The following is a 12,158-nucleotide window of genomic DNA, read 5'->3' as shown; positions in this document are numbered from 1 at the left end:
GTGGGCGCGCCCCCGCTCGCGTAAGCTCGGAGCCCGCCCAGTGCCGCAGCGTCGTCAGAACCGCCCCCGAAGGAGTTGTTCCATGTCGGACTTGCAGCCGGGAGACCCCCGGCGGCTTGGGTCCTACGACCTGACCGAACGTCTTGGAGAGGGCGGTCAGGGCGTCGTCTACCTGGGCGTGGACCCGTCCGGGGCGAAGGCGGCGATCAAGCTCCTGCGCGCCGACGCCGCCGCCGACGACATGGCCCGCCACCGCTTCGTCCGCGAGTCGCAGGCGGCCATGCAGGTCGCCCGGTTCTGCACCGCCCAGGTGCTCGAGGCCGACGTCGCGGGCGACCAGCCGTGGATCGCCAGCGAGTACGTCCCCGGCCCGGCGCTCTACAAGCAGATCACCGAGCAGGGGCCGATCACCGGCGCGGCCCTGGAACGCCTCGCGATCGGCACCGCGACCGCCCTGGTGGCGATCCACCAGGCGGGCATCGTGCACCGCGACTTCAAGCCGCACAACGTGATCATGGCCCCGGACGGCCCGCGCGTGATCGACTTCGGCATCGCGCGGGCCCTGGACGCGGGCCAGACCAACGCCACCAAGGCGATCGGCACCCCGTCCTACATGGCCCCCGAGCAGGTCGCCGGGCAGCGCCTCACCGAGGCCGTGGACGTCTGGGCCTGGGGTTCGACGATGGTGTTCGCCGCGACCGGCCGTCCGCCGTTCGGCGACGACACCGTGGTCGCGGTGATCAACCGGGTGATGAACGAGCCGCCCTCGCTGGACGGCCTGCCGCCCGAGCTGTACGACCTGATCGCCGCCTGCCTGGCCAAGGACCCGGCCCGGCGGCCGACCGCGCAGCAGCTGATGATGGCGCTGATCGGCAGCGGTCCCGGAGGCACCGGCGGAATCCCCGGCGGCGGCGGCGTCCCGGGCGCGACCGCGCTGGACGACCCGGCGCAGGCGACCGCGCTGCTGGCCGGGGGAGCCGCGGCTGCCGCAGGCGGCGCCGCCGCGACCCGCATGGCCCCGGCGGGCGCCTATGACCAGGGCTACGGTGGCGCCACGCAGGGCGTGGGCGGCGGGGCGACCCTGCCGCCGGTCGCCGGTTACGAGGAGGCCTACCGGGGTGGCGGGGGCCGTCCCTCCCGGCGCGACTGGGAGCCCGAGAAGAAGTCCAGGGGGCCGGTGATCGCGGCGGTCATCGCCATCCTGGTCCTGGCGGCCGTGGTCGGCGTCGCGGTGGCGAACATGGGCGGTGGCGACGGGAGCAAGGGCAACACGCCGGGCAGCGACCAGCAGACCTCGCAGTCCGAGAACCCGACCGACTCCGAGTCGCCCACCGACACCGACTCGAGCGAGCCGGAGCCGACCCACACCCGGAAGCACCGTCCGACGCAGCGTCCGACGGAGTCGACCGAGCCGACGGAGCCGTCCACTCCGCCGGACACCTCGACCGGCGAGCCGACCGGGAAGCCGACCGACACGGCGCCCCCCGAGGGCGGCGGCGGCAAGACCACCAAGCCGCCCGCGGGCGGCGGCGGTGGCGGCACCGGCGGCGGTGGCGGCACCGGTGGCGGAACCGGTGGCGGCGGCACGGGCGGCGCCGCGGCGGGCGGCCTGACCGGCGACTGACCGCCCCTGGCCCCGGAGCCGGGCGACCGGCTCCGGTCCGGCGGCCTCGGGCGAACGGAACGACCACGCTCCGGACGTGACGACGGTCACGTCCGGAACGTGACGTTTCGCGCACCGGGTGGGAAGGGTGACAGCCGAGAGCGGTCCCGCGCGTTAGTAGGCTCACTGGTCATGAAGGAGCCGCGGATCCTGTTCGTGCACGCCCATCCCGATGACGAGTCCATCGGGACCGGCGCGACCATGGCCAAGTACGCGGCCGAGGGCGCCCACGTCACGCTCGTCACCTGCACGCTCGGCGAGGAGGGCGAGGTCATCCCGGACGACCTGCGCCACCTGGCCGCCGACAAGGACGACCGGCTCGGCGCCTTCCGGATCGGCGAGCTCGACGCGGCCTGCGCGGCGCTCGGCGTCGCCGAGCACCGGTTCCTCGGCGGAGCGGGCCGCTGGCGCGACTCCGGCATGATGGGCGCCGCCACCAACGACGACCCGCGCTGCTTCTGGCGCGCCGACCTCGACGAGGCCGCCGGGGCGCTCGCCGAGATCGTCCGGGAGGTCCGGCCGCAGGTGGTCGTCAGCTACGACGACCGCGGCAACTACGGCCATCCCGACCACATCCAGGCGCACCGCGTGACGCGCCGCGCGTTCGAGCTGGCCGCCGACCCGTCCTTCGAGGGCGGGGGCCGGGAGCCGTGGCGGGTCGCGAAGCTGTACGCGTACGCGACGCCGCGCACCGTGCTCGTCCGGGCGATCGCGGTGATGCGGGAGGCGCGGCTGCCGTTCCCGCGCGTCGCCACCCTGGACGAGCTGGGCTCCGGCGTCCCGGACGACCTGATCACCACGGTCGTGGACGCCCGTCCGTACCTGCCGTCCAAGCTCGACGCGCTGCGCGCGCACCGCACCCAGATCATCGTGGCCCCCGCCGAGACCGGGCCGTTCTTCGCGCTGTCGAACAACCTCGGCCAGCAGGCGTTCGGCACCGAGTACTTCGTCCTGCTGGACGGCGAGCGGGGCCCGGCCGCGGCGGGCGGACGCGAGACCGACCTGTTCGCGGGCCTGTCCTGACCGCCACCCTGGCTAGGCTGTCGCCGTGAACGAGGATCACGCCACCCCGCAGCGGACGGACGGCCCCGAGAGCCCCGCGCCCGCCTCCGACGCCGAGCCCACGGCCGAGACCGCGCCCGCGCCCGTCTCGCCCGGGCTGGCCGCCCTGGTGTCCGGGGCGGCCTACGTGGTGCTGGCCCTGCTCGGGTTCGCGTACGGGATCTTCGGCGGCTTCCACCAGGACTGGACGGTCGGCTCGTGGCCGCTGCCGTCGCTCGGCCTGTGCGTGGTGCTGTTCGGCCTCGTCCTCGGCGCGGGGTTCGGCATGGGGACGAAACTGGGCGCGGTGGTCCCGGCGGCGGCGTGGATGATCGTGACGTTCGTCATGTCGTCCAAGCAGTCCGAGGGCGATCTGGTGATCCCCGGGACGACCCCCGGCTACGTCTACATCATCGGCGGCATGGTCGCCGCGCTGCTCGCGATCGTGCTCGTCCCGTCCCGCGGCGCGCCGGGACAGTGGCTGACCGGACAGTGGCTCACCGGAGGCGGTGGCGATACCCGCGGGTAGTGTTGGGGCGTTGTGAGCATCGAGCCCCCCTGCCCCGAAGCCCACGCCCTCGGCACCGCGCCCGACCCCCGGCTGTTCCGCCGGGTCGTCGGACGGTTCGCCACCGGCGTGGCGGTCGTGACCACCGTCGCCGACGGCGTCGACCACGCGATGACGGTCAACGCCTTCACCTCGGTGTCCCTCGATCCCCTGCTGGTCATGTTCTGCGCCGACCGGACGGCCCGGTTCCACGACACCGTCCTCGCCGCCGGGACCTGGGCGGTCTCGGTCCTGCCGGACGGCCTGCGCGCGGCGTCGGAGCACCTGGCCACCCGCGGCCGTCCGATCGCCGGGCAGCTCGACGGCTACCGGGTCCACCGCGGCGCCGCGACCGGCGCGCCGGTCCTGTCCGACGCGCTCGCCGCCGTCGAGTGCCGCACCCACGCCGTCCACGAGGGCGGCGACCACAGCATCGTGGTCGGCGAGGTCCTGTCGCTCGACCTGCCCGACCCCGACGCCGAGCCCCTGATCTTCCACGACGGCCGCTACCGCCGCATCGCCCGGTAGACGGCGGGGGCGAAGCGAGAAAGCCCGGCACGACGAGTCGTCGTGCCGGGCTTCACCGTTCAGCGGACGCCGTTCGGCGGGCGCGGATCAGGTCGCGGCGGGCGCGGCCTCCGGCTGAGGGGCGTCGGACGGAGCGGTCGCACGGTAGCGCTTCACGCCGAGGCAGGCGAGGGCGCCGACCATGACCACCACGACCGGCATGATCATCGTGGGCTTCATCGCGTGGACGAAGCCGTGGCCGAACACCTGGCCCGAGAGGGCCTGGATCTGGTGGACGACGTTCTGCGGCGTCCCGGGCGGGAACTTCTGGGCCCCGCTGTGCTGGGACGCGCCGACCTCCATGCCGCCCTTCGCCGCCGACGAGAAGCCCGCGACGAACCTGTCGTGGTACGGCTGCGGCAGGCCCTGCGCCCGCGTGACGGCCTCGCTCCTGAGGGACGACGCGAGCTGGTTCTGCAGGATCGCGCCGACCGCCGCCGAGCCGACGACCGAGCCGATCTGCCGGATCGTGTTGCTCACGCCGGACGCGGCCCCGGCCAGGCGCGGCGGGACGTTGCGGGTGGCCTCGGTCGCCATCGGCGCGAACACGCCGCCGACGCCGATCCCGGTGACGATCAGCGGGCCGAGGAAAGCCGTCCAGCCGGTGGCGGTGCCCGCGACGAGGATCATCCAGAGCATGCCCGCGCTGTACAGCAGCAGGCCGGACATCAGGATGAACCGGCCGCCGATCTTGTCGGTGAGCTTGCCCGCGATCGGCGCGAGGAACATCGACACGACCGAGGACGGCGCCATGACCAGGCCCGCCTTCAGCGCGCTGAACCCGAGCACCGACTGCAGGTAGATGTTCATCGGCAGGAACATGCCGACCATGCCGACCGAGACGGCCGCGCCGACGAACGCCAGGATCGTGAAGTTGCGGTCGCGGAACAGCCCGAACGGCACCAGCGGCTCGCGGTCCTGCCGGGACTTCTGCTGGAACAGGAAGACCACGAACAGCACGGCCGCGCCGCCGATGAGCGCCCAGATCCAGGCGTTCCAGTCGTACTTCTGGCCCTCGGTGAGCGCGAACACCAGGGCGAACAGCGCGACCGTGGCGAGCACGACGCCCGTCACGTCGAACTTGTGCCGGACGCCCGGGGTGTGGCCGGGCAGGATCGGCACCGCCATGGACAGCACGATGATCCCGATCGGCAGGTTGACGAAGAAGATCCACCGCCAGTCGAAGCTGGTCACCAGCACGCCGCCGACGGTCGGCCCGGCGATCGTGGAGACGCCCGCCACCGCGCCCCACACGCCGAGCGCCGCGCCGCGCTTCTCCGGCGGGAACGTCGCGATGATGATCGACATGGTCTGCGGCATCAGCAGCGCGGCCCCGAGGCCCTGGATCGCGCGGGCCGCGATCAGCTGGGTCGGGTCCTGCGCGATGCCGCACGCGAGGCTGGCCAGGGTGAACAGCACGACCCCGGCGATGAACAGGTTCTTCTTGCCCCACAGGTCGCCGAGGCGGCCCGCGGTGATGAGCAGGACGGCCAGCACCAGGATGTAGGCGTTGGTGATCCACAGCACCTCGTCCAGCGAGGCGTGCAGCTTGTCGATCATGCTCGGGATCGCGACGTTCACGATCGTGAGGTCGAGCAGCGTCATGAAGAACCCGAGGGAGAGCGTCAGCAGCACCGCCCAGGGGTTTCCGCGCCACTTGCTCATGAATTCTCCTCTGCGCGCGCCCTGTGGCCGGGCGCGTCGTCGTGGTTGGGCCGTTGGGGGCAGGCCGACTTCGACTCCTCGTCGTCCTCGAAGGTGAGGCGGCCCGCGTCGAGGTCGTCCACCAGGGACTGGGCGAAGTCGAGTTCGGCCCGCTGCCGCGCGATGCTGAGCTCGAGGTCCAGCAGCTTGTAGCGGGCCAGGCCGCGTTTGCGCAGCGACTCGTAGGACGCCTGATGCCCGGCGGTCAGCGCCTCCAGCATCACCACGCGGCTGCGCAGGTGCCGTGCGACCTCGTCCGCGGGCAGCAGGTTGACGAACGCGAGCGCCGCGCCGAAGAGCGGGAACTCCTCGCCCGGAGCGGCGAGCAGCTCGGCCAGCCGGTCGCACGCGGCGTCCCGGCCGGAGGGCGTCACCGCGTACACGGTGCGTTCGGGCCGGCGGCCCTCGCGATTGGTCTCCACGGGCTCGATCAGGCCGGACGAGGCCAGCCGGTCGACCGTGTGGTACAGCGACCCGTGCGTCACCTTGACCGCATGGTCGTAGGCATGCCAGCGGATGCGCTGCTGCATCTCATAAGGATGCATCGGGCCGTCGCACAGCATGCGGAGCACGGTCAGCGCCAGGGGGGTCAGGTTTCTGGACATCAGCTGTCTTTGGTTGACATGGATTAGTCCACTTAGACTAATCCGGTGAGACCGATCTGTCAGTGCGGTTCCCTCGTCCCCGGGACGTGATGGTCGTCTCACTCGGCGGGGGCTGGGCAGGCGGGCATCAGCCGGTCATCAGGCGGTCGCCAACGGTGGTCCAAGACAGGCCAACGGCGCGCGAGCCGTCCGTCCCCGGCGAGGCCGCGTCTATAGCGTCCGGGGGTTATGCGGGTCGGGGTTTCGGGACGGGCGCTGGAGCGCCACATCGGCGGCAACAGCACCTATGCCCGCGCGCTGTACGGACGGCTCCGGCGCATGGGCGTCCACGCGGGGATGCTGGTTCCGAGGGGCGCGCATGGTCCGGTGCGTCCGGTCGCGTACGCCTTGGCGGACGGGCTTGTGTGGCCGAAGCGTAAGAAGTTCGACCTGTTGCACTATCCCGATGACACGGGCGCCCTCGTGCGCGCGCGAGTGCCGGTTGTGGCGACGATCCACGGGCTTCCGCCGCGACGTCCGGCGGGGACACGGCACTCGGTGTCCGAACGCCTCTGGGACCGGCGTGTGGCCGCCACGGCGGCGCTCGCCGACGCGATCGTGACGGTCTCGGAGTTCTCCGCGCGGGAGATCCTGGAGCGCTTCCACATCCCGGCAAGGCGGATCCACGTCATTCCCCACGGTGTGGACGACAGGCGCTTCCACACCAGCTCCATAGGCGACGGCGAGGCGCTGGGCACGCTCCGGCTGCCGGAGCGGTTCGTCCTGTGCCTGGGGGCGCTCACGCCGCGCCGGAACGTCCCGACGCTCGCCGAGGCGACCGCGCGGCTCCAGGTGCCGCTGGTGCTCGCGGGCGTGCCGCGCGCGGGCGACCACCACGTCCTGCGCGAGATCGAGCGGTACTCGCACGTCCGTCCCCTGGGAACGGTGCCCGGCGCGCTGGTCGCGCCGCTGCTGCGCGCCGCGTCCGTGCTGGCGCTGCCGTCCGAGCACGAGGGGTTCGGCATGCCGGTCGTGGAGGCGATGGCCTGCGGGACCCCGGTCGTGATCTCCGACCGGGGCGCGCTGCCCGAGGTCGCCGGGGGAGCCGCGCGGGTGCTGCCGGAGCTGTCGGCGGACGGCCTGGCCTGCGCGCTGGCCGAGGTCCTGGACGACCCGTCCCGCGCCGCCGGGCTGCGCGCGCTCGGCCTCGCCCGCGCCGCGTCCCTCACCTGGGACGCCGCCGCCCGCGCGCACCTCGCCGTCTTCCACGAGGTGGCGCACTGACCTCCGCGAGGCCCGGGGATGAACAAGGGGCCCCGCCGGACGTCGTTGTCCGGCGGGGCCCCTGGCTCGGTGCGATCAGCCCTTGAGGGCGATCTCGAACTGGTCGAGCGCCCAGTCGAGGTCCTCCTGGGAGATCATCAGGGGCGGGGCGAGGCGGATCGTGGTGTCGTGCGTCTCCTTGGCGAGGACGCCCAGCTCCATCAGCCGCTCGCTCACCGGACGGGCCGGGCCGCTCAGCTCGATCCCGGCCCACAGGCCGCGCCCGCGGACCTCGCGGACCCGGTCGGACGGCAGCTTGCGCAGCCGCGCGTGCATGTGCTCCCCGAGTGCGCGCGAGCGCTCCTGGAACTCCCCGGTCTTCAGCATGGCGATCACCTCCCGGCCGATCGCGCAGGCCATCGGGTTGCCGCCGAAGGTGGAGCCGTGCTGGCCGGGCTTGAACACGCCCAGCACGTCGCTGTTGGCGACGACCGCCGACACCGGCATGATGCCGCCGCCGAGGGCCTTGCCGAGGAGGTACAGGTCCGGGACGACGTTCTCGATCTCGCAGGCGAACGTCGTGCCCGCGCGGCCGAGGCCCGACTGGATCTCGTCCGCGATCATCAGCGCGTTGTGCTCGGTGCACAGGTCGCGGACGGCCGTCAGGAAGCCCCCCGGCGGGACGACCACGCCGGCCTCGCCCTGGATCGGCTCGACCAGGACGCCGACCGTGTTGGCGTTCATCGCGTCCTTCAGCGCGGCCACGTCGCCGTAGGGGACGACCTTGAACCCGGGCGTGTACGGGCCGTAGGAGTCCCGCGCGACCGAGTCGGTGGAGAAGCTGACGATCGTGGTCGTCCGGCCGTGGAAGTTGCCCTCGAAGGTGACGATCTCGGCCTTCCCGGCCGGGACGCCCTTGACCTCGTAGCCCCACTTGCGGGCCGTTTTCAGCGCGGTCTCGACGGCCTCGGCGCCGCTGTTCATGGGCAGGACCATGTCCTTGCCGCACAGCTCGGCGAGCTCGCTCACGTACGACCCGAACTGGTCGTGGTCGAACGCCCGGCTGACCAGGGTGACCCGGTCGAGCTGGCGCTTGGCGGCCGAGGTCAGGCGGGGGTTGCGGTGGCCGAAGTTGACCGCGGAGTACGCGGAGAGCATGTCGAGGTAGCGGTTCCCGTCGACATCGGTGACCCAGGCCCCGTCGGCCTCGGCGATGACGATCGGGAGAGGGTGGTAGTTGTGCGCGCTGTGCTCCTCGGACAAGGCCCTCAGCTGCTCGGATCGCGTCACGAACGCTCCTTCACCCGTGTCGGCCCGGACTCGTCGCCGGGATCGGTGGCCACACCGGCGGCGGCCGGTGCCGGATGGGGGGTGGGACCTCGCGCGAAGGGTTGTGCGGGGGCCCTTCGACCAGCGTATGTTCGGGATCTACCTGCACACAGTGCCGAATGAGGTCTCGGGGGGAGATATTTGTTGCGTCTTGACGACTTGGACCGTCGAATCGTTGCGCAGCTCCTGGAGAACGGTCGCGCCTCCTACGCGCAGATCGGTGACCGGATCGGACTTTCGGCCCCCGCGGTGAAGCGCCGCGTCGACCGGCTCCGCGCCGAACGCGTCATCACGGGCTTCGCCGCCGTGGTCGACCCGGCCGCCCTCGGCTGGACGACCGAGGCGTTCATCGAGGTCTTCTGCACGGGCGCGACGTCCCCGGAGGAGATCTACGACAGCGTCCACAAACACCCCGAGGTCGTCGCCGCCTACACCGTCAGCGGCGACGCCAGCGCCCTGGTGCACGTCCGGTCCCGCGACATCCAGCACCTCGAGCAGGCCCTCGAACGGCTGCGCCGCGAGCCCAACATCACCGCGACCAAGACCGCGATCGTCCTGTCCCGGCTGATCGGCCGTCCCACCGACACCGGGGCCACCACCCCGGTGACCACGGCCGACATCGGACGCGCCTAGCGGCCCGAAACGGGAGGGGCGTAGTTTCTTCCCGCCCCTCCCTCCGGACGAAGGACGGACGCCCGCATGTCCAGCCCCGCCACCGCCCCACTCCGCGCTCGGTGCGCCGGAGGCTGAAGGCGCTCGACGGGCGCGAGCGCGCCAGGCTGGTCGAGCACGGGTTCGGGCCGCTGCTCGCCCTCCAGCACATCGCGTCCGAGGAGGACGGCGCGGTCCTCGTGGACAGCGTCCTCGCGCTGCACACGCGGACGGGCCGCCGTCCGCCGCGTCCGGAGGACGAGGCCAACGCGGCCGAGGTCAGACGTCGCGCGCGCAGGTTCGGGGACGACCTGGCCAAGGGGAAGGTGTCCCTCGTCGACCGGCCCCACCCGGGGTTGCCCATGGTGCTGTGGACCTGGGCGGCGCTCTGGGGCATCGCGGCGGTGTTCATCCCGGCCGGGATGTACGCGACGACTCTCACGGCGGAGTGGGCCACGGTGCTCGTCTGGATCGGGACGTTCGCCCTCACCGTCTTCACCTGCGCGCTCTTCGCCACCCGCGGCCACCTCCAGGCGTGGCTCGCCATCCTTCCGATCCTCCTGGTGCTGGTCGGCGTCGCGAGCGCCACCTCGCCGCTCTACCTCAGGGCGAAGGGGAGGGACGTCCAGGGCGAGCTCGTCCGGGCGTGGACGACCAACAAGGGCAAGAAGAGCCAGCAGCGGCACTGCCTGGTCGCCTTCGACGACGCCGGGACCCGGCGCGAGGTCAGGGTCGGCGGCTGCCCGGACCGCTTCTCCACGATCGGCGTCCCCGGCCGGGGCGAGCGTGTCCCCGTCTCGTTCGTCCTGTCGCCGGGCCCGGTGACGAGCCACGTCGGCAGGAAGGCGGACCTGTCGGTGACCTGGCAGGCGTCCACCGCCGGGACCGGCCTCGTCCTCCTCGCGGGCCTGACCGCCTGGGGCGTCACCGGAGCCGCGCGGGCACGACGCCGGGACGCCTCCGAGGCGGTCTCCGGAGCGGTGTGAGGCTCATTCGCCCGGGGTCGGCGGGACGCCCTGCCACACGGTCAGATCGAGCGTGAGGTAGTCGGACGGTTTGTCGCCGGTCCCGGTGATCTGCACGAGCCCGACGAAGCCGCTGTCGGTGTAGACGCAGATCATCTTGCCCTTGACCATGTACTCGCCGCCGAGGTTCCCGGTGTACCGGGTGTTGTCCCGGCACGCCTCGTAGGTTCCGGCCTGGCCCGGGTCGAGGACGGAGAACCTGGCCCCGTTCATGCCGTTGCCGAGGTCCCAGAAGGTGAAGTCGCCGGAGTCCCGCTTGGGGTGCTTCGGATCGTCGGTCAGGCTCAGCTTGTACATCGCCGCCAGGTTGATGCCGGTGTAGTGGCCGAGCTGCCCGCCGACCGGTTTCGACGTCCCGACCGGGCCCGACGACGCCCCGTCCGACGGGGAGACCGCCTCGCTGGACGGAACCTCGCTCGTCGGTTCCTGTGCGATCGGGGAGGGGCTCCCGGTGTTGCCGTCGAGCTTCTTGCCGTTGCCGCCGGAGGACGAGGCGACGGCCACCAGCACGAGGGCGAGCACCAGGATCGCGCCGACGGCGACCGCGCCGATGAGGAACGGCGTGGTGCCGCGTCCGGCCCCGGGCACGGGACGCGGCGGGACGCCTGGCGGATGCGGCATTCCCCCGCCCGGGGGCGGCGGCATCGGGACGGCTCCCCGCGGCTGTGTCGCATCCCCTCCGGGAGGCCGCGTCCCGAGCGCGTGCGCGCCCAGCGGCGCGGGCGCGCCCGCGCCCGGCGGGGGCGTGCCCAGGCCGGGCGGGGGCGTGCCCTGGGCGTTGGGCGGCAGGGCGTCAGGCGGCTGGGCGCGGGGCGGAGGGGGTGTGGCGCCTGCGGGCATGTAGCTCGTGTACGGGGTGGTCGGGGTCTGGCCGTCCGGCGGGACGGGGCGGGGCGGTTCCCCGGCGTAGGACGGCAGGACGCGCGTGACGTCCGCCGGGAGCCAGTCCGGGTCCGGGACGCCCTCGTCCGGTTCGAGGGCGGTGAGGACCTGGCGGGGCGTCGGACGGTCGGACGGGTCCTTGGCGAGGCACTGCTCGACGAGCGGACGCAGGTCGTCCGGGCAGTCGTCGAGGTTCGGCTCCTCGTGCGCGATGCGGAACAGGACGGCGGGGTCGGGGCCCTCGCCGAACGGGGTCCGGCCGGTCGCGGCGAAGTGCATGACCGAGCCGAGCGCGAACACGTCCAGCGCGGGCGTCGGGTCCTGGCCGAGGGCCTGCTCGGGGGCCATGAACTGCGGCGATCCGATCCGCATGCCGGTGCGGGTGAGCGGCGTGGAGTCGGTGGCGCGGGAGATGCCGAAGTCGATCACGCGCGGGCCGTCCGCCGCGAGCAGCACGTTCGACGGCTTGAGGTCGCGGTGGATCACCCCGGCCGCGTGCACGGCGGCGAGCGCCTCGGCGATCCCGGCGAACAGCACCCGCAGCGTCGGGCCGGGCATCGGCCCGTGCTCGGCGACGGCCTGCGCGAGCGACGGCCCGGGGACGTGCGCGGTCGCCATCCACGGCATCGGGCCGTCCGGGTGCGCGTCGATGACCGGCGCGGTGTAGAGGCTCTGCACCCGCTGAGCGGCGGCGATCTCCTGCTGGAACCGGCGGCGGAACTCCGGGTCGTCGGCGAACTCGGGCCGGACGACCTTGACCGCGAGCCGCCGTCCGCTCTGCGTGGTGGCGAGGAAGACGCGGCCCATGCCGCCCGCGCCGAGGCGGGCGAGCACTCGGTAGCCGCCGACGAGCGGCGGGTCGCCCGCCTGGAGGGGCTCGAAGACCTGTGGGGGGTGCATGA

General features: G+C 73.0%; 11 protein-coding genes. 7 read left to right on the top strand and 4 right to left on the bottom strand.

The annotated features are described in order from the left end of the window. The first annotated feature begins 82 nt into the window (after window positions 1-82). From P696_RS58835 to P696_RS0121660, 4 genes are all read left to right on the top strand, one after another. On the top strand, window positions 83-1,624 hold the full coding sequence (locus P696_RS58835) for a serine/threonine-protein kinase (protein WP_026413976.1): 1,542 nt from the start codon (window positions 83-85) through the stop codon (window positions 1,622-1,624). 171 nt (window positions 1,625-1,795) lie between these two features. Beyond that, window positions 1,796-2,686, top strand: coding sequence for an N-acetyl-1-D-myo-inositol-2-amino-2-deoxy-alpha-D-glucopyranoside deacetylase (gene mshB, locus P696_RS0121670; RefSeq protein WP_026413975.1), 891 nt, complete (start codon window positions 1,796-1,798; stop codon window positions 2,684-2,686). A 25-nt stretch (window positions 2,687-2,711) separates the two neighbouring features. Next, window positions 2,712-3,233 carry a DUF6113 family protein gene (locus tag P696_RS52765; RefSeq protein ID WP_051467968.1) on the top strand — a complete coding sequence of 174 codons (522 nt, stop codon included), beginning with the start codon at window positions 2,712-2,714 and terminating at the stop codon, window positions 3,231-3,233. A 12-nt stretch (window positions 3,234-3,245) separates the two neighbouring features. Next, the gene (locus tag P696_RS0121660) at window positions 3,246-3,779 is read left to right on the top strand and encodes a flavin reductase family protein (protein WP_281174973.1); all 534 of its coding nucleotides are present in this window, start codon (window positions 3,246-3,248) and stop codon (window positions 3,777-3,779) included. An 87-nt stretch (window positions 3,780-3,866) separates the two neighbouring features. On the opposite strand, the gene P696_RS0121655 is transcribed toward P696_RS0121660, so the two are convergent. Next, window positions 3,867-5,483 (bottom strand): DHA2 family efflux MFS transporter permease subunit, encoded by a 1,617-nt coding sequence (locus tag P696_RS0121655; RefSeq protein ID WP_026413973.1) that lies wholly within the window; start codon window positions 5,481-5,483, stop codon window positions 3,867-3,869. After that, window positions 5,480-6,127, bottom strand: coding sequence for a PadR family transcriptional regulator (locus tag P696_RS47170; RefSeq protein ID WP_051467967.1), 648 nt, complete (start codon window positions 6,125-6,127; stop codon window positions 5,480-5,482). The genes P696_RS0121655 and P696_RS47170 overlap by 4 nt, the downstream gene beginning before the upstream one ends. A 228-nt stretch (window positions 6,128-6,355) precedes the next feature. Here P696_RS47170 and P696_RS47165 point away from each other — a divergent pair, with 228 nt between their 5' ends. Further along, window positions 6,356-7,390, top strand: a complete 1,035-nt coding sequence (locus tag P696_RS47165; protein ID WP_051467966.1) for a glycosyltransferase family 4 protein — start codon at window positions 6,356-6,358, stop codon at window positions 7,388-7,390. A 75-nt stretch (window positions 7,391-7,465) separates the two neighbouring features. On the opposite strand, the gene rocD is transcribed toward P696_RS47165, so the two are convergent. After that, window positions 7,466-8,659 carry an ornithine--oxo-acid transaminase gene (gene rocD, locus P696_RS0121640; protein ID WP_026413972.1) on the bottom strand — a complete coding sequence of 398 codons (1,194 nt, stop codon included), beginning with the start codon at window positions 8,657-8,659 and terminating at the stop codon, window positions 7,466-7,468. Between the two features lie 183 nt (window positions 8,660-8,842). On the opposite strand from rocD, the gene P696_RS0121635 reads away from it, so the two are divergent. Together P696_RS0121635 and P696_RS0121630 are read left to right on the top strand one after the other, a co-directional pair. Continuing rightward, window positions 8,843-9,331, top strand: a complete 489-nt coding sequence (locus tag P696_RS0121635) for an Lrp/AsnC family transcriptional regulator (protein ID WP_026413971.1) — start codon at window positions 8,843-8,845, stop codon at window positions 9,329-9,331. A 101-nt stretch (window positions 9,332-9,432) separates the two neighbouring features. Beyond that, window positions 9,433-10,335, top strand: coding sequence for a hypothetical protein (locus tag P696_RS0121630; protein ID WP_026413970.1), 903 nt, complete (start codon window positions 9,433-9,435; stop codon window positions 10,333-10,335). 3 nt (window positions 10,336-10,338) lie between these two features. Here the strand turns inward: P696_RS0121630 and P696_RS53680 are convergent, their stop codons facing one another. Continuing rightward, window positions 10,339-12,156 carry a serine/threonine-protein kinase gene (locus P696_RS53680; protein ID WP_034486106.1) on the bottom strand — a complete coding sequence of 606 codons (1,818 nt, stop codon included), beginning with the start codon at window positions 12,154-12,156 and terminating at the stop codon, window positions 10,339-10,341. Between the last annotated feature and the right edge of the window lie 2 nt (window positions 12,157-12,158).

It is taken from the genome of Actinomadura oligospora ATCC 43269 (assembly GCF_000518265.1).
GTDB classification, from domain to species: Bacteria; Actinomycetota; Actinomycetes; order Streptosporangiales; family Streptosporangiaceae; genus Spirillospora; species Spirillospora oligospora.
Note: the sequence above shows the minus strand (reverse complement) of the source record. Positions and strands in the feature narration are given on the sequence as shown.